The 22,806-nt window shown below is 71.4% G+C and carries 11 protein-coding genes and 1 pseudogene; 6 read left to right on the plus strand and 6 right to left on the minus strand.

The features are described from left to right. Positions 1-11 precede the first annotated feature (11 nt). Positions 12-1,058, minus strand: a complete 1,047-nt coding sequence (locus Apa02nite_RS10835; protein ID WP_067699815.1) for a substrate-binding domain-containing protein — start codon at positions 1,056-1,058, stop codon at positions 12-14. A 55-nt stretch (positions 1,059-1,113) separates the two neighbouring features. Beyond that, on the minus strand, positions 1,114-3,066 hold the full coding sequence (locus tag Apa02nite_RS10840) for a methyl-accepting chemotaxis protein (RefSeq protein ID WP_203824924.1): 1,953 nt from the start codon (positions 3,064-3,066) through the stop codon (positions 1,114-1,116). A gap of 119 nt (positions 3,067-3,185) precedes the next feature. On the opposite strand from Apa02nite_RS10840, the gene Apa02nite_RS50940 reads away from it, so the two are divergent. Next, positions 3,186-4,379 (plus strand): MFS transporter, encoded by a 1,194-nt coding sequence (locus Apa02nite_RS50940; RefSeq protein WP_239164240.1) that lies wholly within the window; start codon positions 3,186-3,188, stop codon positions 4,377-4,379. A 20-nt stretch (positions 4,380-4,399) separates the two neighbouring features. Here Apa02nite_RS50940 and Apa02nite_RS10845 read toward each other — a convergent pair. Beyond that, positions 4,400-6,379 (minus strand): annotated as a pseudogene (locus Apa02nite_RS10845) (GGDEF domain-containing protein); the annotation flags it as partial. A gap of 271 nt (positions 6,380-6,650) precedes the next feature. Here Apa02nite_RS10845 and Apa02nite_RS10850 point away from each other — a divergent pair. The 3 genes from Apa02nite_RS10850 to Apa02nite_RS10860 all read left to right on the plus strand — a co-directional run bounded on the left by Apa02nite_RS10850 (position 6,651) and on the right by Apa02nite_RS10860 (position 8,150). After that, positions 6,651-6,854: a Flp family type IVb pilin gene (locus tag Apa02nite_RS10850; protein ID WP_232344730.1), complete on the plus strand. Its 204-nt coding sequence runs from the start codon at positions 6,651-6,653 to the stop codon at positions 6,852-6,854. Positions 6,855-7,040: 186 nt separating this feature from the next. Then, positions 7,041-7,238 carry a Flp family type IVb pilin gene (locus Apa02nite_RS10855; RefSeq protein ID WP_083972137.1) on the plus strand — a complete coding sequence of 66 codons (198 nt, stop codon included), beginning with the start codon at positions 7,041-7,043 and terminating at the stop codon, positions 7,236-7,238. A 150-nt stretch (positions 7,239-7,388) separates the two neighbouring features. Further along, entirely contained in the window at positions 7,389-8,150 is a 762-nt protein-coding gene (locus Apa02nite_RS10860) for a HEAT repeat domain-containing protein (protein ID WP_203824926.1), read from the plus strand. A gap of 62 nt (positions 8,151-8,212) precedes the next feature. Here the strand turns inward: Apa02nite_RS10860 and Apa02nite_RS10865 are convergent, their stop codons facing one another. The 3 genes from Apa02nite_RS10865 to Apa02nite_RS10875 all read right to left on the minus strand — a co-directional run bounded on the left by Apa02nite_RS10865 (position 8,213) and on the right by Apa02nite_RS10875 (position 14,632). After that, entirely contained in the window at positions 8,213-9,520 is a 1,308-nt protein-coding gene (locus Apa02nite_RS10865) for an SGNH/GDSL hydrolase family protein (protein ID WP_203824927.1), read from the minus strand. Between the two features lie 2 nt (positions 9,521-9,522). Beyond that, positions 9,523-12,516: a glycosyl hydrolase 115 family protein gene (locus tag Apa02nite_RS10870; protein WP_203824928.1), complete on the minus strand. Its 2,994-nt coding sequence runs from the start codon at positions 12,514-12,516 to the stop codon at positions 9,523-9,525. A 172-nt stretch (positions 12,517-12,688) separates the two neighbouring features. Next, a complete protein-coding gene (locus Apa02nite_RS10875; protein ID WP_203824929.1) occupies positions 12,689-14,632 on the minus strand; it encodes an endo-1,4-beta-xylanase in 1,944 nt (647 codons plus the stop codon). A 148-nt stretch (positions 14,633-14,780) separates the two neighbouring features. Between Apa02nite_RS10875 and Apa02nite_RS10880 the strand changes: the two genes are divergently transcribed. Then, complete coding sequence (locus Apa02nite_RS10880) at positions 14,781-16,736, plus strand: ATP-binding protein (RefSeq protein WP_239164241.1); 1,956 nt, start codon at positions 14,781-14,783, stop codon at positions 16,734-16,736. A 257-nt stretch (positions 16,737-16,993) separates the two neighbouring features. Further along, positions 16,994-22,132, plus strand: a complete 5,139-nt coding sequence (locus Apa02nite_RS10885; RefSeq protein ID WP_203824931.1) for a family 43 glycosylhydrolase — start codon at positions 16,994-16,996, stop codon at positions 22,130-22,132. Positions 22,133-22,806: the final 674 nt, after the last annotated feature.

Consider the following 22,806-nt stretch of genomic DNA (forward strand, 5'->3'; position numbering starts at 1 on the left):
TTCAGAAGCGTTCAGAGTCGAACAACCCGGCCCAGCGACGACTCGCGGATCATCAGCTCCGGGGCGACCAGCACGCCCTGCACCGGCCGCCGGTCGCCGCTGAGCAGCCGGGAGACCATCAGCTCGACGGCGATCCGGCCCACGTGGTTCTTCGGCGGGCGGACCGCGGTCAGCGCCGGCTCGGCCAGGTGGGCGATCTCGTCGTCGTAGGAGACCAGCGCGAGGTCGCCGGGGACGTCCAGGCCGGCCCCGGCCAGCGCGCGGGCGATCGCGATGGCGTCCGGGTCGCTGTGCACGATCAGCGCGGTCGGACCGCCCCGGCCGCACGCCGCGACCGCCGGGTCCGGGCCGGCGAAGACCAGGTCGTCCGGCAGGCCGAGGTCGGCCCAGCCCCGGGCCAGGTAGGCCGAGGTCGGGCTGCCCGCGGAGAGCACCAGGCCGATCCGGCGATGCCCCTGATCACCGAGGTGCCGGACCGCCATCTCCAGGCCCAGGCCGTGGTCGCTGCGGACCCACTCGATCCGGCGGGCGGCCGGTGACCAGCGCCGGGGCTGCCGTTCGACGAGCACGGCCGGCACCGGCAGCCCGCCGATCCAGTCGATCATCCGATCCGCCTCGGCCGGCGCCGGTGACAGGCACGGCGCCAGCAGCACTCCCTGGACCTGCTGTTCGTCGACGAGCCGGCCGATCTGCCGGCGGTCCTCGGCCGGGTCGTACCGGGAGCCGCGCAGCTGGATCGTGACACCGAGGGCCGCCGCCGCGGCGCGCGCACCGGCCACGATCGGGGGCCAATAAAAATCCAGCGAGGGTACGACCATGCCGATCGTCCAGGCCTGTCGCGGGCGCAGCGCGGGCCGCGGCTGCGCCGGCAGCGTGGCGCCGCCGTGCACCCGGGTGACCAGGTTCCGGGCGGCCAGTGCGGCGATGTCCCGCCGGATGGTCAGCTCACTGACGCCGAGGTCGCGGGCCAGTTCCCGGACCCGGATCGCGCCGTGGTCACGCACCCGGCCCAGCAGCCGTTCGTGCCGCTGCGCCTGGAGAAGCCGGTCCTCCGTCACGCCGCTCCCCAAGGATCGAGATGCAGCGATGTTAACGTAAACCACCGGCCGGGCGTCAGTAGCGGAACGTGTTGACCAGGCTCGTCATGTCCCCGGCCAGCCGGGACAGCTCGGCCACCGCGTCCTGTGCCTCGCGCGCGTTCGCCGAGGCCTTCCGGGCCACCTCGTTCACCTCGGCGATCGCGTCGGACACCCGCCCGGTGTTGCCGGCCGCGTCGGAGACACCCCGGCTCATCTCGGTGGTGGTCGCGGTCTGCTCCTCGACCGCCGAGGCGATCGACGTGGTGTAGTCGCCGATGGTCGCGATCACCTGGACGATCTGGGTGATCGCCGAGGCCGCGTTGCCGCTGATCGACTGGATCGCGGTGATCCGGTTGGTGATCTCCTCGGTCGCCCGGGCGGTCTGCTGGGCCAGCTCCTTCACCTCGCCGGCCACCACCGCGAAGCCCTTGCCCATCTCACCGGCCCGGGCCGCCTCGATCGTCGCGTTCAGCGCGAGCAGGTTGGTCTGCTCGGCGATGCTGGTGATCAGCTTGACCACGTCGCCGATCTCGTCGGTCGCCGTGCCCAGCTCGGCCACCTGCCGGTTGGTGGTCTCGGCCACGGTCCGCGCGTTGTTGGCCACCTCGGCGGCCTGCGCGGCGTTGGAGGCGATCTCGCCGATCGAGGCGTTCATCTCCTCGGCGCCGGCGGCCACCGACTGCACACCCTCGTCGACGGTCTGGGTGGCGTCCGCGGCGGTCCCCGACTTCTCGGAGACCCGGGCCGCGTCGGCGCCGAGCCGGATCGTGGTCTCGTTGAGCCGCTGGGCGGCGGCCCGCACCTGGTCGGCGGAGCCGGCGATGCCGCGCACGGTGCCGGCCACCTTCTCCACGAACCGGTTGAACGCCTGCGCCAGCTCGCCGGACTCGTCGTCCCGGGTCACCTCGGCCCGCTGGGTCAGGTCACCCTCGCCGTCGGCGATCTGCGCCATCCGGTCCCGGAGCCGCTCGATCGGCCGGACCACCGACCGGGCCAGCAGCAACGCGATCCCCGCCGAGATCAGCACCGCGACCAGCGTGATCCACATGCTGGTGCGCTGCGCGTCGTTCGCCTCGGCCAGGATGGTGGCGGTCGGCACCGTGACGATCAGCGACCAGGTGTCCTCGGTCCCGAGCGCCACCGGCACCGCGATCTGCACCTGCTCGGCACCGTCCCCGGAGATCACGCGCTGCGCCGCCGCCGCGGAGCCGGCCGCTTTCGCACCCAGCTGGGCCACCGCCGTGTCGGCGGCCTTACCCGCCTGCGCGCTGTCCCCGCCGCCGGCCAGCAGGCCGTTCGAGCTGACCAGCATGGCGCTGCCGGTGCCGAACGGCTTGATCGCGGCGACCGTCGCGCCGACGCTCTCCAGCGGCAGGTCGACACCGGCGACACCGACCGTCGTGCCACCCTTGATGATCGGCGCGGCCATCGAGGTCATCAGCACGGCCTTGCCGCCCACCTCGTACGAGTACGGCTCGAGCACCTTCTCCTTGCCGGTCGCCTGCGCGATCAGGTAGTAGTCGCCGGCGCCCTGTTTCGTGTAGTCGGTGAGCACCGCCGACGTGATCGTGGCGCCGTCCCGGAACCAGTACGGCACGAACCGCCCGGTGGCGTCGTGCCGCGCGTCGGCGTCGCGGTACCGCCGGTCCCGCCCGTCGAACGCGTTCGGCTCCCACGCGGTCCACACCCCGAGATAGGCCGGATGGCCGCTGAGGATCGCCTGGAGCTCGGCGTTCGCCGTCGACCGGTTGCCACCCGAGGTCGACTCGGCGGCCATCGCCTCGGTCAGATCCCGGGCGGTGTTCATCGCGGTCATCAGGGTCTGCTGCACCTCGGCGGCGTTGCGGGCGGCGACCTCCCCGGCGTACGCGAACCCGGTCCGGCGCGCCTCCGCCGTGTTGTGCCGGGTGATGTAACCGGCGACCAGGGCCAGGGAGATGCCGGTGAGCAGCACCACGCAGATGATCAGGCGGAGCTTGATGGTCATACGTGGCAGGCGCACCATTGCCCCCTCGGTGGCTCAAAGCAGTCGACAACACCGTGTTCGGCACGATCGCACGGTCGCTGAGGGGAACACCGCGGAACGGGGCATGAGATCATCCGGCGGTGCGCCGCCTGATCGTCACTCTGCTCGTGGTCTGCCAGAGCGCCCAGGCGCTGATCTTCGGCGGGATCGCGCTGTTCCTCCCGCTGATCCGCACCGACCTGGGTCTGAGCTTCGCGCAGGCGGGCACGCTCGCCGCGGCTAGCAGCCTGACCTACGCGCTGATGCAGGTGCCGTCCGGTTTCCTGGCCGACCGGTACTCCCCGCGCACGCTGTTCCTGATCGGGCTGCTCGGCACGAATCTGCTCGCCGCGATGTTCGCCGTGCTCCATTCGTACGACATGCTCCTGATCAATCAGGCGCTCTCCGGTTTCTTCCGGGCGCTGGTCTTCGCGCCCGGCCTCATGTTGATCAGCGAGCAGTTCCCCAGTGACCGGCGCGCCACCGCGATGGGTCTCTACGTGGCCGGCGGGTTCTCGTCGAACATCCTGCTCAGCTCGACCGGCCCGCTGCTGGTCGGCCCGCTCGGCTGGCGGCTGCTGTTCGTGCTGTTCGCCGCGTCCGGGCTGCTCGCCCTGGTGCTCTACCTGCGGGCCGCCGGGCCGGCCGTGCCGAAACCCGCGCCGGACCACCCGGTACGCGTCGCCGACCTGCCCGTCCTGCTGCGGCACCGGATCGTCTGGCTGACCGGGGTGATCCAGTTCGCCCGGCTGGCCGTCGCGCAGGGCTTCACGTTCTGGCTGCCCACCTGGCTGGTCGTCGACCGCGGCCAGTCGCTCGCCGCGGCCGGGCTGGTCGCCGCGCTCGGCGCCGCGGTGACCGCGCCGGCCAACTTCCTCGGCGGCTACGTCTCGGACCGGATCGGCCGCCCGCTGCTGGTGATCAGCGGCTCGCTGGTGGTGCTGACGGCCGGGCTGGCGCTGCTCACCTACGTGCCCGGGATGCCGGCCGTGCTGGTCGTGGTCGCGCTGATCTCGATGGTCGTGCAGGTCTACTTCGGACCGCTGTTCGCGCTGCCGATCGCCGTGCTCGGGACGCAGCGGGCCGGGCTGATCAGCGGGTTCGGCAACTTCTGCGCGAACCTGGGCGGCTTCGCGTTCGTCTACCTGCTCGGCGCGGTGAAGGACGCCACCGGCTCGTTCCGGGCCGGGTTCCTGAGCCTGGCGGCGCTCTGCGTGGTCGCGCTGGTGGCGGCGTTCTTCGCGCGGACCCGGTCGGACTTGTCCACGTACAGCCGGCCGTCGGCGACCGCGTAGAGGGCGTCGAAGTCGTCGCCGTCGTGGTCCAGCACAGCGGCGCCGACACTGGCCGGGGTCCGCTCGGCGAGAGCCGTCCGCAGCCGCCGGGCGGCGTCGGCCGCCGTGTCGCCGATCGCGCCCGGGACGCCGGCATCGCCTGTCGGGCCCGGGGACCCCACGTCGGTGAGCAGGACCACGAACTCGTCGCCGCCGAGGCGGCCCACCACGTCGTGCGGCTGGGCGGCCCGGCGCAGTGTCGCGGCCACCCAGCGCAGCAACTCGTCACCGGCCGCGTGCCCGGCCGAGTCGTTGAGCTGTTTGAACCCGTCCAGGTCGAAGACCAGCAGGGCGACACCGCGGGCTCGCCCGGACTCCGCGGTGAACCGCTCGGCGAACCCGCGGCGGTTCAGCACGCCGGTGAGCGCGTCCACCCTGGACAGTGCGGTGAGCAGCTCACGCTGCCGGGCGGCGGCACGGCCCTGTGTCGCGGTGGCCACCGCCACGGCGGCGGTGCCCAGGAGGCTGATCACGACGTACCAGAGGCTCGCTCCGCCGACGGTCACCGCGACCGTGACGTACAGCGCGCCGGTGGCGACCGCGACCGGCGCGGCGATCGCGCGGCGCAGACCCAGCATCAGCAACGGCACCGCGAGCAGCATCCCGATCCCGAGCGGGCCGGCCACCCCGCCGTCCAGGGCCGCGATCGCGGCGCAGCTCAGGAACGAGCTGACCGCGAACGCCAGCATCAGCGGGCGGGCCAGCCGCGAACGGCTGAGCCGGTCGGCGCCGGCGACCAGGGCGAGGCCGGTGGCGAAACCCCAGAAGCAGAGCGCGACCATGCCGGAGCGGTGCGGGTGGCCGCCGGCGAAGAGCAGCACGTAGACGGCGGCGGTGCCGGTCTGCGCGACCGCCATCCAGCCCGGGTCGGCGATCGCGTGCCGTTTGCGGGTCGGCGCCGAGCACGGCTCCGGGTCTGTCGACCTCTGCTCGCCGAGTTCGGCGCCGGCCTCGGCCACCGCGGCGGCACTCGGCGCGTGGCGGTCCCGGCCGGCCTTGTCGGCATACAGGCGCCGGTCCGCGGCCGCGGACAGCCCGGCCGCGTCGGTCGCGTCGTACGGAAAAGTCGCGGACCCCAGGCTGGACGGCGCGCAACGGTTCAGCCGGGCCCGGACCCGGTCCACCGCCGACGCCGCGCCGCCCGCATCGGTACCGGTCAGCAGCAGCGCGAACTCGTCGCCGCCGAGCCGCCCGGCCGCGTCCGGCCCGCGCAGACCGGCCCGCAGCTCGCGTCCGGCCCAGGTCAGCAGGTCGTCGCCGGCCCGGTGACCGTGACTGTCGTTGACGGTCTTGAAGTGGTCCAGGTCGAGCAGGATCAGGGTGACCGGCTCGCCGGTGCGCTCCGCGCCGGCCAGCGCCGCGGCCACCCGCTCGTCGAAGCCGCGCCGGTTCAGGCAGCCGGTCAGCGGGTCGGTGCGCGAGCTGTCCGCGAGGCGGCGGCGCAGCCCGATCAGGACCGCGGCGTGCCGCCGGCAGAGCACCGCCGAACCGGCGAAACCGAGCACGTGGACCACGGCATATCCGGCCGGCGCCGGGTCACCCCAGAAGACCACCGCGGCGTACGCCAGCGCGCTGTACGCACCCACCACCGGGAACGCCGCCGGGGGCAGCACGATGGCCAGCAGCATCACCGAACCGGGGACCAGCGTGCCGAGCGGCCCGGCCACCCCGCCGTCGAGCAGGGCCAGGACGGCCGACCCGGTCAGCGTGACGGCCGACCCGGCGAGCAGCGCCACGAGCCGGCCCCGGCGTGAACCGGCCAGCCGCCCGGACCGGGTCCAGAGCAGGACGCCGGCCAGGACCATCGTCGCGGCCACCGCCAGCATCACGCCGCGGTGCGGATCAGACCAGGTGACCGTCGCGTACCCGGCGGCGAGCAGTGCCGGGGCGCTGCCGTTCACCGCGATCGCCCGGAGCGTGCGGCGCCGGGACCGGACGGCTCCCACCGACACACCTGGCATGAGCACCTCCCGGCCGTGAGTCACGGCCGGCACGATCGGCCCTCCACGGGCGGCCTTGAGTGTTCCGGCCACCGCAATTGCGCCGTCGTGCACCCGGGCCGCAACCCGGGTGGATTAACCGCCGCCCGGGGCCTTGCCGGAGTGCACGAATCTGCAACGTCGCGGACCCGACCTGCAACCACGTAAGGCTTCAGCGGCCCAGTGGTCGGACCGAAGTCATAGTTGCCGCCAGCTGAACCTGACGGTGACCGCACAGCCAAGGAGAAGCGCCATGGACAAGCTCAACATGATCGTCGCCTACGCCCACGCCCGCTTCGCCTCGATGGAGCGCCGCAACGACGAGGGCGCCACCGCCGTCGAGTACTCGCTGCTCGCCGCTCTGATCGCCGGCCTCTGCATCGTCGCCGTCACGGCCTTCGGCACCCAGATCGCCTCGGTCTTCTCCACCCTGACCACCAAGATCAAGATCACCTGAGCCGACTCCCCCGGCGCGGTGCTCCCCCGGTCCCGCCGGGAGCACCCGCCCGGGAGGCAGGCCCCGGTGCCTCGCGGAAACGCCTGGCCGGGGCGGCAAGCTCAGCACTCTGCAGACCGCCGGCAGGAAGCCCGGATCCCTGGTCGCCGCACAGCGGAGGCCGCGTCCACGTCGCAAGGAAGCGCCATGCAAAGACTGACCATGCTCGCCGCCTACCTCCGTGCCCGCTGCCTCTCCCAGGCCGACGACCGCGGCGCCACCGCCGTCGAATACTCCCTGCTGGCCGCCCTGATCGCGGGCCTCTGCATCATCGCGGTCACCGCCTTCGGCACCCAGATCGCCTCGGTCTTCGACACGCTGACCTCCAAAATCAAAATCACCTGACCAAGGCAAAGGCGCAGGGGTACGGCCGGTGGCCGCGCCTCTGCGCTTTCGTCGTCCCGGAGGGGAGCGCACTTCGCCCGTCTCACGCGGCCGCACAGCCGGGTGGGAACGTGGTTGCCCGGCCGGTCGGGCTGCTCCAGGATGACCGCCATGAGCATGAGCCCGGCCGAGGTGGCCGACGCCGTCGACGAGGCACTGGCCGCCGAGGAGGATCGACGCTGGGCGCTCCTCTCCCACCTGCAGTTCCACGGTGGCGAGGCCGCCCTGCACCGCGCCACCGACCTGAGCCGGGACACCGATCCCGAGCGCCGCAGGCTGGCCGCCGACATCCTGGCCCAGCTCGGCACGGGCCAGGGGACGCCGGCCCGGACGAGCCCCTACCGCACGGAAGCGACCACCGTGCTGCTCGCGATGGCCCACGACGACGAGGCGCCGGAGGTGCTCGACTCGGTGGCCTACGCGTTCGGGCACATCGGGGACGACCGCTGCGTGCCGGCGCTGATCCGGCTGAGCACGCACGCATCAGACCAGGTTCGGCACGGTGTCGTTTTCGGACTGCTGGGCTGGGACGACCCGGCCGCCCTGACCACGCTGATCCGGCTGACCACGGACACCGACCCGGAGGTGCGCAACTGGGCGACGTTCGGCCTGGCCCGGCAGACCGACGCGGACACCCCGGAACTCCGGGCCGCGCTGGCCGCACGGCTCGACGACGAGGACGAGATCCGGTACGAGGCGATCAGCGGCCTGGCCCTGCGTGACGACGACCGCGCCGTCGAACCGATGCTCCAGGCGCTGACCGCCGCGAAGAACGGCGACAGCGGCTGGGACCTCACCGAGGTGCTGCACCGCACCGCCGCCCGCACCGCCGACCCCCGCCTGCGGCACCACCTGCCCGACTGGCCCCGCTAGGCACCACACGCGTGGGGAGTTCGGGTGCGCACCGCGCCCGAACTCCCCACGCTCGGGGTGGGTCAGAACAGCGAGCGGGGGACGGCGCCGGCCAGCGCCGCATACCCCGCCGGATTCATGTGCAGGTGATCCCCCACGTCGTATGCCGGGTTCAGCCGGGCCGGCGAGGCCGGATCCGCCACGGCCGCCGCGAAGTCCACATAGGCGTCGAAGACCCCGCCCCGGATCACCCCGTTGACCGCCACCCGGGCCCGTTCCCGCAGCCCGCCCGGATCGTCATACCCGGCGTTCCCGCCGAACGGGGTGATCGTCGCCCCGTACACCCGCAGGTCCTGGGCGTGCGCGCGCTGCACGATCTGCCGGTACGCCCCGGTCAGCGCGGTGATCACCTGCCGCTGCCCGGCCTCGGTCGCCTCCGCCGTGCCGATGTCGTTGACCCCCTCGAAGACCAGCACCCAGGCCGCCCCGCTGACACCGAGCACGTCCCGGTCCAACCTGGCCAGGACGTTCGGCCCGAGCCCGTCGTGCAGCACCCGATTCCCGCCGGCCGCCTGGTTGAGCACGGCCAGCCGCGGATCGCGCAGCCGCGCGGCCAGCTGGTCCGGCCACCTGTCGTTCCCGTTCGTGGTGGAGCCCCGCCCATCGGTCAGCGAGTCCCCGATGATCACCACGCCGGCCGCGTCGGCAGCGGCCACCTCCACCCCGCTGAGCAGGTACCAGTGGTCCACCGGCGTACCGGCGACGTCCGGCGCGGTCAGCGAATCGCCGTTAACCAGCCAGGACGTCGTCCGGGAACCGGGATGCGAAGTCAGATTCACTCCCGCCTGACCGGCCGCGAGATACACCGAGACGCTCAACGCGGAACGGGCCGCGACGGTCAGCGCGACCGGGTCCGAGACGACCTGCGCACCGGCCGGCACCACGACGGACGGCTGCCCGCCGAAGGTCAGCACCCGTGAGCTGCCCGGCACGATCCCGGAGACGCCCGAGCCCCCGCCTGCCGGGAGTGCCACGGCCGCCGAGGTGAGCGGCAGGTCGGTGGTCCCGAACGCGTTCGAGAAGCGGATCCGGATGCTCTTCCCACCGATCGAGGCGCGCACGGTCTGCCGGATCGTGGTGTCCACCAGCACCGCGTCGCTGCCGGTGAACGGCGCGGGCGGCAGGTTCCCCGGCTCGGTGAGCTGCGGCATCGCTGTCCAGGTGTGCACCCACGCGAGCCGCTTGGCGGCCGCCGGGGACGGCGGGACCGCACCGGCGGCCGGTGCCGCGCCCACGGCGGCCGGAGCCAGGCCAGCCGCGGGGACCAGGCCAGCCGCGGGGACCAGGCCCACCACCCCGGCCGAGCCGGCCAGCAGAGCACGACGTTTCATGATCAGAACCTCCGGCTGGTCGGCGGGCCGAGATAGCTGTACTTCACGCCGCCGGTGTCCACGATCAACCGTTGCAGGATCACCGCCGGGTCGACCGCCCGGAACGTCACGGTGTGCGTGCCGGGCCGGTCGATCTGATGCGTGGTCGTGGTGACGTTGACGTTGTCCGAGGTGTTGCGGGCCCACTGCCGGTTCATCGTGGTGTCGTTCGCCCCGGTGGCCGCGACCGCGTCGACGAGTTGCGGCGGCGCGCCGTCGACCGAGACCGAGTACCGCAGCGACCCGTTGCGCGGCGCGAGCATCGCGGAGATCTTCACCGGCCCGGTCGTGGTCAGCGTGACCCGATAGTCGAGCCGGGATTCACTTCCGGTGCCGCCTCCGGCCTGAGCACCGGCGTGATCCAGCGGCAGCGGCATGATCCCGTCACCGCTCTTGCCGATCCCGGGCAGCACCTGCCAGCCGCCCACCTTCCGATCGAATCCGGTCGCCGGGATCGAGACGTAGCCGTTGGCCTCGGCGAAACCCCGCGGCGTGATCTCCGGCTTGCGGATCGGCGCGCGGACCACGACCGTGCTTCCCGCGCCGTTCACCCTCAGGGGTACGTCGGTGAGCCCCGCCGGCGCCCGCGCCCAGTCCACCGCGACGGTCACCCGCACCTGGGTGCCGACCGTCCCGGAGGCCGGCGTCACGTGCACCCACGGTTGCCCGGACGTGACCGTGTAGGCGAACGGCGTGCTCCCTCTGTTGTAGACGTCGAGGTACTGCCGCGGCTGTGCCTGCCACGGGCTGAACTCCGGCAGCGTCACCGCGTCCCCGCCGTCGAGCGCGACACCCAGCGCCGCACCGGCGGGCACCTCGATCCGCTGGAGGTACGGGTAGATCTCGTCCGGCAGCGCCACGTTGTTCAGCTCCGGCTGCTGCCACGGGGCGTTCGGGCCGTACCGGGCCACGTTGCCGTACCCGATTTTCGGCTGGAGCTGCCAGTCGCGCCATTTACCGTCGGCGAGCACGGTGTTGTAGTGCGCGTTCAGCGCCTGATCCGCGGCGAACAGCGCCTCCGCCTCGTCGGCCAGGCCATTCGCGGCCGCCCGGCCCTGCCCGGCGTACAGAATGTTGGTGAACTCGGCCCGCCGAAGTGAATACAGATTCGCGGTCGCGGCCACTTGGTAGTACACCAGCTGGAAGTAGGCGTCCTGCCAGGCATCAGGCACCCGGGCGCGCAGCCGGGTGGCCCGGCCGGCCAGATTCTGCCACTCGGCGACCACCCGATCCATCTCGCCGTAGTCGGTGAGGCTGAACGGATTGCCCTGATCGTCGTAGACCACCGCGCTCGGGTCGGTCGCCGGGTTCTTGGCCGGGTCGAGCGTGATCCGCCGGTTGAGCAGCTCGGGCTTGCGGCGGGACTGCAGTACGCCGTACGCCGAAAGCACCTCGCCGATCTCAGCGGACAGTGACTCTCCGAAGTTCTCCGCCGCGTAGCGGCGCTCCCAGTCCTTGATCCCGCCCAGCGGTATCGCGTCCGGATTCCACGCGTAGTCCAGGAAGAACTGCGTCGGTTCCTCTTCGTTCTTCAGGTCACCGACGTTCGCCACCCAAAGACGATCAACCCCTGAGGTGTACGCACGGTGAAGCTGCTCCCAGGTGTTGGTCAGGTTCGCGGTGTCCACCCACTTGTAGTTGCGGCCGTCGCCGACGTAGTCGAAGTGGTAGTACAGCCCGTAACCGCCGCTGCGGGCCGGCAACGACGGGTCGGGCAGCTTGCGCATGTTGCCCCAGTTGTCGTCGCAGAACACCACTGTCACGTCGTCCGGCGGCCGGTAGCCCTGATCCCAGTAGCGCTGCACCTCCTTGTAGAGGGTCTGCACCTGGGGCGCGCCGAGCATCCCCTGTTCGCCGAGGATCTGCCGCTGCGTCTCGATGATCGAGCTCATCAGGTCGATGCCGTCGCCGTCCGGCAGGCTGACGTCGCCGTTGCCGCGCATGCCGAGCGTGACCACACCTTCGATGTCCTGATCGCGCATCCGCTCGACGCCGGCCCGCCAGTACGCCTTGATCGCCTCCGGGTTGCGCCGGAAGCTCCATTCGCTGGTCCCGGCCGGGTGCCGGTTCCACTCCTCGATACCGCGCATCATCGGCGCCTCGTGCGACGTGCCCATCACGACGCCGTAGTAGCTCGCGGTGGCGTGGTTGGCCGGGTCGTCCTCGGCGAACGCCCGCCCCCAGACCGCCGGCCACAGGTAGTTGGCCTTGAGCCGGAGCATGGTCTCGAAGACCTTCGCGTAGTACCCGGCGTTCAGCCCGCCCGGGTAGCCGGGCGCCTTGCCGGGTCCGAAGAAGCCGGGCGCCCAGGTGCCGGTGTCCGGGTTCTCGTCGTTGATGAAGACGCCGCGGTACTTCACCTTCGGGGTGCCCTGGCTGTGCCGGCCGGGCAGGACGTAGAGCGCGTCCGCGTGCGGGACCGGCACGTCGTCCCAGAAGTGCCAGGGCGAGACGCCGATCAGCCGGGACACGTCGTAGACGCCGAAGATGGTGCCGCGCTGGTCGCTGCCGGCGATCACGAACGCCCGGCGTACGCCCGGGAGCGGGTGGTCGACCACCTGTTGCAGCGAGGTCTCCCACTTGCCGGCGATGCCGCGGGTGTCGAGTGTGCCGGCGGCGACCATCCGGTCGATCAGGGTGGAGCGACCGAGGGTGCCGACGATGATCGGGTCCTGCCCGGCCGGGACGGTGCCCTGGCTGAGACCCGGGGTGACGCCGGTGGCGGCGCCGAGGTCGGATCGCAGGTCACCGGCGACGCGGAGCACCCCGGCGTAGTCGTTGCCACTGGTCACGATGGGAGCGGCGGCGCCGCGCGCAACCAGCGGGAACCGGCCGGGCCCGGGTTGCTGGGAGAGATAGCCCGGCGCCGCGGCCGGGGGACGGGCGGCCGCGGCGGGGACGGGGACGACGGCGAGCAGGGTGAACGCGGCAAGGGCAGCCGCAAGGGGATGTCGCATGGGTACGCCTCCGGTGGACGAAGCGCTCCGAAACTTTCGGCAACACGCCGATCGCGTGCCGGTAACGTATAGCCGCTCTTCTATACGAGTCAACCCATCGACACATGACGATCATTGATGAAGAGGGGTGCCGAAAGTTCCGGACAGCGGAGCGCTTCGCCGGAGGTGCGGATCAGAGGACGGCGCAGGCGGTTCCGTTCACGGTGAAGGCGGACGGGACCGGGTTGCTCCCGGTCCACGAGCCGAGGAAACCGACCGACGCCGAACCGCCGGCCGGCAGCGCGCCGTTCCAGGCCGCGTTCGTGACGGTGACCGCGCTGCCGGACTGGGTGACCGAGCCGTTCCAGAGCTGGGACACCGTCTGCCCGCCGGTGAACTGCCAGCCGAGCTTCCAGCCGCTGATCGCCGCGGCTCCGGTGTTGGCGATCTTCACGTCGGCCTGGAAGCCGCCGGTCCAGCTGCCGGTGACCCGGTAGGTGACCGCGCAAGAGGCAGAGGTGCCGGTCGACGCGCTGGGGCTCGGAGAGGTGCTGATGGACGCGCTGGGGCTCGGAGAGGTGCTGGTGGACGCGCTGGGGCTCGGGGAGGTGCCGATCTTGGTGGGGTCGACGACTCCCCAGTACGCGGACTTCGCCTGCAACCGGGTGTCGAACAGCAGCGGCGCGTCCTTGCGGGCCACCGGGTAGGTGTCCAGCCAGGTGTTGTCGTCGGCCAGGCCCCACAGCGTCACCGAGGTGACGTCGGCCGCGTACCGGCGGAACAGCGCGAACATGTCCCGGTACATGTACGCCTGCGCCAGCAGCCGGTCGGCCGGCGGCGTCGGGAACGACTCCCCGCTGCTGGTGTAGATGCTGACGTCCATCTCGGTGATCTGCTGCTCGACGCCGATGCCCTGGAACTTCTTCAGCATCGCCTCGGTGTCCGCGATCGACGGCCAGCTGACGTTGACGTGCATCTGGTGCCCGACGCAGTCGATCGGCACGCCCTCGCCCTTGAGCTGGACGACCAGGTTGTAGAGCGCGTCCCGCTTGGCGGCCACGTTGGTGTTGTAGTCGTTGATGCAGAGCTTGGCGGCCGGCGCGACCTCCCGGGCGACCCGGAACGCGGTCCGGATGTAGTCCAGCCCGGTCACCGTGTACCAGGTGCTGCGCCGCATCCCGTCGGACTGCGACTCGTCGATGACCTCGTTGACCACGTCCCACACCCCGATGGTGGTGCCGTAGTGCGCGGCCACGTTCCGGATGTGGTTCTCCAGCCGGGCCAGCAGGGTCGCCTTGTCGGCGTTCGCGAACACCCAGGCCGGTGTCTGGTTGTGCCAGACCAGGGTGTGCCCGCGCACCTTCATCCCGTGCGCCGTGGCGAACGCGATCAGCGGATCGGCCTGCGTGTAGGTGAAGGCGTTCTCGGTGGGCTCGGTCGCGTCCCACTTGAGCGCGTTGCCGGGCGTGACCGAGGTGAAGTGCCGGGCGAGCAGGTCACCGTGCGTACCGATGATCTCTGCGCCGGTGATCGCCGCGCCGACCGGGAATTCGGTGACCACACTCTTCACCGCGGGGATGTCGGTCTGGATCGGCAGCGCCGGGACGTAGCTCGCGGTCACGTCGTCGAGGTAGAACGATCCGGTGGTGGAGGCGGTCTCGATGTAGACGCTGAGGAAGTCCACGTCGGTGGCGAGGGTGTACCGGCCGGTCAGGTTGACCCAGCCGCCGGAGGTGACCGCGGTGTTGCCGACCACCGTCTCGTAGGTCGCGGTCCCGGCGGTGCGGCGCTCCACGCTGAGCCGGGCGTTGTCCGAGCCCTCGGCCATCCGCACCCAGGCCGAGATCGTGTACGACGTGCCCTTCTCGAACGTGTCCAGCACGCTCAGCGACGGCCCCTGCCAGGTGGCGGTCCGGCCGGTGATCGACAGGCTGCGGGTGCCGCCGTGCGCGACCGTGGCGCTCGCGGCCAGGGTCTCGGCCGAGCGACCGGCCCAGCCCTGCACGGTGCCGTCCTCGAAGTCGCTGGTCAGAACGGTGATCGGGGTGGGGTCGTCGGCCGCGTGGGCGGCCACGACGGCGGCGAACGGCACCGCGGCCACCAGGGTGGCCAGGGCCAGCCGCGTGAGTACACGCATCGGCGTTCCCTTCAGGGGATCATCGGTTTTCCGGCTCAAGACAGTGACCGACATCGTTACATGGGAGCGCTCCCATTACAACGGTGTGTCAAGAATGTTGCCGGGCAGGATGCCTCAACTCCGCGGGTCGCCGACCGATAGGACGAGCGTGCCGGACCAGATGTTCCTGCTGGCCAACCTGGTGATCATGGCCGCCTATGCGGCGATCACGGTGGCCATCGTGGTGCCCGTGACCCGGGCCGGTCAGCTGCGCAGCAACAAGCTGGCCACCGCCACCGCGCTGATCTTCTTCAGCTGCGCGGTCGGTCACGGGCTGCACGCGCTGGGCGCGCTGCTGGCGGCGGTCGGGGCACCGGCCGGTCACGGGGTGCACGCGCAGGTCACCGGATGGTTCTGGGCCTCGGCGATCTGGGACGCGTTCACCGGGGCCGTCGCGGTCTACTACTGGACGCTGCGCCACGGCTACGGCGTGCTGCTCGGCCCGGGCGCGATCTACGTCGACCCGTTCACCCGGCTCCGGCTGGACGAGGCCGACGCCCGGGAACGTGCCGCCCAGGACGTCGCCGAGGCGCACCGGGCCACCCTCGCCACGGTCGTCGAGCACAGCGACGACGCGATCATCGGGCTCACCCCGGACGGCACGGTCACCGCGTGGAACGGCGGCGCCGTACGGCTCTTCGGGTACACCGCCGAGGAGATGCTCGGCCGGCCGGCCACCATGCTCGCCGACGAGGCCGGCGCCGGCCAGCAGTCCGCGACGCTGGCCCGGATCCGTGACGGGGAGCGCAGCATCGCGTACGAGGCGCGCCGGGTCGGCCGGGACGGCGCCCCGGTCGACGTCTCCCTGGTGATCACCCCGATCCACGACCAGGCCGGCACGGTGATCGGCGTGTCCGTGGTGGCCCGGGACATCACCGCCGCGAAGGAGAACGCCGAACGGCAGCAGGCCGTGCAGGAGCGCACCCAGCAGGCCCAGCGGATGGAGAGTCTGGGCAACCTGGCCGGCGGGGTGGCGCACGACTTCAACAACATCCTGGCGATCATCGGGAACTACACCGAGTTCGCGATCGAGGAGACCGCCGATCTGCCCGAGGTGCAGGCCGACCTGATCCAGGTGCGTACGGCCGTGGAGCGGGCCACCAACCTGACCCGCCAGCTGCTGACGTTCACCCGGGGTGACGCCATCCAGCCGCGCAACGTCGCGCTCAATCCGGCGCTGGCCGAGATCCGGGCGATGCTGGAGCGCACCATCGGCGAGCACATCACCCTGGTCACGGTGCCCTCGGCGGCGCCGCTGACCGTGCACGCCGACCCCGGCCAGCTCCAGCAGGTGCTGCTGAACCTGGCGATCAACGCCCGGGACGCGATGCCGGAGGGCGGCACCCTGGTGCTCGAGGCGAACGCCGCCGACCTTGACGGGTACGAGCTCAACATGCAGCCGCCACTGCCCGCCGGACGGTACGCCCGCCTGCTGATCAGCGACACCGGCGAGGGCATGCCGCCCGAGGTGGTGGCGCGCATCTTCGAACCGTTCTTCACCACCAAGCCGCGCGGCAAGGGCACCGGGCTGGGCCTGGCCACCGTGTACGGCATCGTCACCGAGGCCGGCGGGAGCGTGAACCTGTACTCGGAACCCGGCGTCGGCACCACGTTCCGGATCTACCTGCCGCTCGTCGACGCGCCCGGCGATCCGGAGCAGGAGACGGCGCGGCCGGTCGCGCCGCGCCGTGGCGAGGGCCGGGTGGTGCTGGTGGTCGAGGACGAGGTGGCCCTGTCCCGGATCATCACCCGGATCCTGACCGAGAACGATTACCGGGTGGTGACCGCGCCGGACGGCCGGCAGGCCCTCGCGCAGTTCGACCAGCACGGCTGCGACCTGCTGCTGACCGACGTGATCATGCCGGAGATGTCCGGCCCCCGGCTGGCCGAGCTGCTCACCGAACGCCGGCCGGGCCTGCCGGTGATCTACATGTCCGGGTACAGCAACGGCCTGCTCGGCAGCACCCACGTGCTGGACGGCGACATCACGTTCATCGAGAAGCCGTTCACCGCCGCCGAACTGCTGCACAAACTCGCCGCCACCCACCGCGAACCCGTCAGCTGACGGCCTCCGGCTGGTGCTCAGGGGTGTCTCAACGGGCGTGAGACACCCCTGAGCACCAGCCGAGAACCCGGTGCCCGGCCCAGCACCGCCGGGCGGCACGGCGCGAGCGCGGAGCGTGGCGTGGCGTGGCGCCGGGGGTATCGAGAGTCTTGACTGTCGTGGTGTGAGCGTTAACACTCGGGCAACCGCCCCGACACGCGCGCGACTCCGCAGCGTCCTCTTCGGACCGCGCGCGGCACCCCGAGCAGGGAGAAACGATGCCCCTCACCGCACGCCGGAGCACCGCCCGGCGCCTGCGATCGCCGCTGTTAACGTTCCTCACCACGGCCTCCGTGCTGACCGGCGTCCTGGTCACCGAAACGCCGGCCACTGCCGCACCGGCCGCCACGAGAGACGCCGCGCGAGACGCCGGACAGGCCGCCGCGGACGTCACCGACGGCCTGCTGCTCTGGTACAAGCTGGACGAGAACTCCGGCACGGTCGCCACCGACGCGTCCGGCCACGGCCGGAACGGCGCCGTGCAGGCCGCGACCTGGTCCGGCGCCCAGGGCCTCACCTTCGACGGCGCCACGACGTCGGTCAAGGCCCCGAACGACCTGATGAGCAATCTGGACGCCATCACCGTCGCGTTCGACGTGAAGATCGACAGTGCACAGGCGACGCCGTACTTCCTCTACGGCTTCGGCAACACCGATACCGCCACCGGGTACGGCAACGGCTACCTCTTCGCGACCGGGGACGGCTTCCGCAACGCCGCCTCACTGAGCAACTGGAGCGGCGAGCAGAACACCCGCCCGGCGACCGGCCGCAACCTGGTCCGCAACGCCTGGAAGCACGTCGCCTACACCCAGACCGGGACGACCGGCACGCTCTACGAGGACGGCGTCGCGGTCGGCACGAACACCGCGATCAGCATCCAGCCGGGCGCGATCGGCGGCGGCACGACCACCGCCAACTACTTCGGCCGCTCGCTCTACACCGGCGACCGGTACTTCAAGGGCGGCATGCGCGACATCCGCGTCTTCGACCGGGCGATCACCGCGGACGAGGTGAACACCCTGGCCACGCCGTCCAACACCGCGGCGGTCACGGCCGACCAGTCGACGCTCGATCTCGGCGACACCAGCGCGCTGACCGCGAATCTGAATTTACCTTCCACCGCCCCGAACGGCTCCGGGCTGAGCTGGGCCACCAGCGACCCGTCGGTGATCACGGCGGCCGGGCGGGTCACCCGTCCACCGGCCGGTGAGCCGGACGCGCACGCCACCCTCACCGCGACCGTCACGCGCGGCACGGTCACCGCCACCAAGACCTTCGCGATCACCGTTCGGGCCGAGCTCGACGACGCGGCCACGGCCGCCGCCGCGGCAAGTGCCTTGATCGTACGCAACGCCGACGACGTACGCGGGAACCTCGCTCTGCCCGGCAGCGGCGCCGCCGGCACGACGGTGACCTGGACCAGCAGCGATCCGGCCGTGCTCGCGCCGAGCGGCGAAGTACACCGTCCCCCGCACGGCGCGGGCGACACCACCGTGACCCTCACCGCGACGGTGACCAAGGGCAGTGCGGCCGCGACCCGCGAATTCACCGCGAAAGTCCCCGCGTTGCCCGCTGCGGAGCCGTTGAAGGGTTACCTGTTCAGCTACTTCACCGGCGAGGGGTACGCCGACGGCGAGCAGATCTACCACGCGCTCAGCAACGGCAACGACGCGCTGAGCTGGCGCGAGGTCAACGCCGGGCAGCCGGTGCTCACCTCGACGCTGGGCACCAAGGGCCTGCGCGACCCGTTCATCATCCGCTCGCCGGAGGGCGACAAGTTCTACCAGATCGCCACCGACCTCAAGATCTACGGCAACGGCGACTGGGACGCGTCCCAGCGCAGCGGAAGTAAATCGATCATGGTGTGGGAGTCCACCGACCTGGTCACCTGGACGAACCAGCGCCTGGTGAAGGTCTCCCCCGACACGGCCGGCAACACCTGGGCGCCGGAGGCGTTCTACGACAAGAAGCTCGGCGCCTACGTCGTCTTCTGGGCCTCGAAGCTCTACGACGCGGCGGACACCGGGCACACCGGCACCACCTACAACCGGATGATGTACGCGACCACCCGCGACTTCTACACGTTCAGCGAGCCGCAGGTGTGGAAGGACCCCGGGTACTCGGTGATCGACTCGACGGTGGTCGAACACAACGGCGAGTACTACCGCTTCACCAAGGACGAGCGCAACAACTCGTCCTCGTCGCCGTGCAGCAAGTACATCATCGAGGAGAAGTCCACCGATCTGCTCGACCTCGGCTACGACTTCGTCGCGGAGTGCATCGGCTCGTCCGCGCTGAGCCGGGGCGAGGGACCACTGATCTTCAAGTCGAACACCCCGTCGTCCGACGGCAAGGACAAGTGGTACCTGTTCATCGACGAGTACGGCGGCCGCGGCTACGTCCCGTTCTCGACCACCGACCTGGACTCCGGCCAGTGGACCGCGGAGACCGGCTACACGCTGCCGTCCCGGCCCCGCCACGGCACGGTCCTGCCGGTCACCCAGGCCGAGTACGATCGGATCTCGGCGAAGTACGAGGAGCCGCCGGCCACTCCCGGGCTGCGCCTGCGCTACCAGTTCGACGAGACCGGCGGCACCGTCGCGCGGGACTCGTCGGGCAACGGCTTCAACGGCGCGTTCAACCGCGAACCGGCATTCACTTCCGGGGTCGACGGCGGCGCGGTAAGCCTCGCCGGTGGCGCCGCTTCGTCGAGCACCGCGCCGTACGTCACCATCCCGAACGGCGTGCTCAAGGGCGCGACGAGCGCGACGGTCTCGCTCTGGGCCAAGTGGACCGCGTCGACGACGGTCAACCAGTGGATCTACGGGCTCGGGCCGGACAGCACAAAATATCTGTTCACCACACCGGCCAACGGCGGCTCGCTGCTCTACTCGGCGATCACCAGCGGGAGCTGGTCGGCCGAGTCGAAACTGCCCGGCGCCGCGACACTGCCCGGCGGGAGCTGGCAGCACCTCGCGGTCACCGTGGACGGCCCGGCCGGCACCGCGGCGATGTACCTGAACGGACGGCGGGTGGCCGCCGCGACCGGGGTAACGGTCAAGCCCGGCGACCTGTACGACGCGTCGAAGGCCTACTCCGGCTACATCGGCAAGTCGCTGTACTCGGCGGACCCGTACTTCGCCGGGTCGGTGGACGACTTCCGGATCTACAACACCGCACTGACCGGGCCGGAGATCCTGGCCCTGGCCGGGAAGGGGACCTCCCTCGGCGCCGTGACGTTGCCACAGCTCAAGGCGGACGCGATCGTCGACGACGCGGCGGGCACGGTGAAGCTGCCGGTCGCCGAGGGCACCGACGTGACAGCGCTCGCGCCGCAGTTCACGCTTGCCAGCGGGGCGACGATCAGCCCGGCCTCCGGCACGGCGCGTGACTTCAGCAGCTCCCAGTCGTACGAGATAGTCGGCGGCGATGGCGCGAAGCGGACCTGGACCGTCACCGCGGTCGTGATGAAGAGTCCGGTCCTGCCGGGCCTGAACGCCGACCCGAACATCACCGTCTTCGGCGACACGTTCTGGATCTACCCGACCACGGATGGTTTCGCGGGTTGGTCCGGCACGCAGTTCCACGCGTTCTCCTCGACCGACCTGGTGCACTGGACCGACCACGGGGTGATCCTCGACCTCGGACCGGACGTGACCTGGGCGGACGACAGCGCGTGGGCGCCGGCGATCGCGACTCGGAACGGGAAGTACTACCTCTACTTCTCCGGCGGGCTGAGCAGCGGCAACACCGCCAAGCAGCTCGGCGTGGCGGTCGCCGACAACCCGGCCGGGCCGTTCCGTGACGCGCTCGGCACGCCGCTGGTCGCGGCCGGCAGCCACAGCGGGCAGATGATCGACTCGGCGGTGTTCACCGACGACGACGGGAAGTCCTACCTGTACTGGGGCAACGGCAGCTCCTACCAGGTGCCGCTAAACGACGACATGATCTCGTTCGACCCGGCGCTGGTGAAGACGTACAAACCGGCGAACTACAACGAGGGGTCGTTCGTCGTCAAACGGAACGCGACCTACTACTTCATGTGGTCGGAGAACGACACGCGCAGCGCGGACTATCGGGTGGCCTATGCGACGGGGAATTCGCCGACCGGGCCGTGGAGTGACCGGGTCGGCGTGATCCTGCAGAAGGACGCGTCCCTCGGCATCCTCGGCACCGGCCACCACTCGGTGGTCCGCGCCCCGAACAGCGACGACTGGTACATCGCGTACCACCGGTTCGCGATACCGGGCGGCGACGGCACCCACCGGGAGACCACGATCGACCGGCTGGAGTTCACCGCGGACGGCGCCATCACGCCGGTCGTGCCGACGCTGGAGAGCGTGAATCCGGTGACCGTCGCGCACGCCGGCGAGGACGCGACCGGGGCCGAGGGCTCTGCCATCGCATTGACCGGCACCGTCTCCAACACCGCAAACCGGCCGACCTGGACCGTGCCGGACGGCACGCCCTGCTCGTTCGCCGATCCGCACGCCGCGACCACCACGGTGACCTGCACCGATGACGGAACGTTCGCGGTCACCCTGACCGCAGGCGGCAGCCACGACACGGCCCGGCTGACGGCGGCCAACGTGCCCCCGACGGTCACCGCCCCGGGTGGTCACCCGGCGCCGGAAGCGCCGTTCGCCACCGGAACGCCGATTAACTTCAGCGTTCCGGTCACCGACGCCGGCGCGCACGACACCCTTTCCTGTACGGCTTCGTGGGGCGACGGCCGCTCCACCCCGGGAACGGTCAGCGGCGGGGTGTGCACGGTCTCGCACGCCTATCCGACAGGTGGCGTGTTCCAGCCGACCCTGACAGCGCGCGACGACGACGGCGCGGCGGCCACGGTGACCTTGCCGTATGTGGTCACCTACGCAACCGGAAGCGGCCAGGTGGCCGGCAGCGGCTGGCTCACCGCGGCACCGGGCTCCCTGCCCGGCAACCGGGTCGGCGGCACGGTGGATCTCGCCTTCTCCGCCGGCCCGTCCCCCACCGGCTCTCCCTCGACCGGCGCTCCCCCGACCGGCAGCTCTTCGGCCGCCGGCTCTTCGTCGGCGGGCCGCACGTGGATCCGGTTCGCCGCCGGTGACCTGCTGTTCCAGTCGACGTCCCAGAGCCCGGCCGTGATCGCCGGGAAGACCGCGACCTACACCGGAACCGGCACGGTCAACGGAGCCGGCTCCTACCGGTTCCAGGTCACCGCTGTCGAGGGCACCGGCCGCCTCGCCGACCGCTTGGCGATCCGCATCTGGTCGGCCCGCACCGGCAAGCCCGTCTTCAACCTGACCAACCACGGCCCAGCCCGCCTAACCGGAGGCGGCATCGTCATCACCCCGAAAAAGCACCACCCCTGACCCACCACCACTGACACACCGGCCCCGAGGCATCGGCGCTGAAGCATCGGCGCTGCGGCGCTGCGGCGCTGCGGCGCTGCGGCGCTGAAGCATCGGCCGGGTCCGGATTCCGGACTCGGCCGACGCCTGGCTGGTGGTGAGGGGTGCCTCCGGACCCGCGAGACACCCCTCACCACCAGCCCACGCCGCGCGGCTGGCCACCAGAGGTGCCTCACACCCCCAGACACACCCCTCACAACCAGCCCGCCACGCCCAGCTGGTGCTGACGGTCGCATCAGCGGCCTGGATACCACCATGGACACCAGCCCGACGCATTCGGCTGGTGCTGGTGGTCGTATCAGCGGGCGGGATACCACCGTGAGCACCAGCCGAGCCCGCTTTGCGTGCGCCTGCCGCCCCCGGCAACCCGGAGCGGACCAACTGCCAGGACCGGACGCCCACCTTATGGGACAACCGGCCCTGGCTCGGGCAGTGATCGGCGTAGCGGACCGCGACCAGCCGCCAGCCCAGCCTGGCCGCCACCCCAGCCACCCACCAACCGCGACCAGCGCAGAAGAGCCCCACGCCGGCGCCCTCACGCCCATCCGGCACCACACCGGCCGGTCCCTGTGGCCCGGAGGCCCGAGGCCCGGAGGCCCGGAGGGCACGCGCGACCCAGAGGGCACGCGCGACCC

Origin of the sequence: Actinoplanes palleronii (assembly GCF_016862315.1) — a bacterium.
Lineage (GTDB): Bacteria > Actinomycetota > Actinomycetes > Mycobacteriales > Micromonosporaceae > Actinoplanes > Actinoplanes palleronii.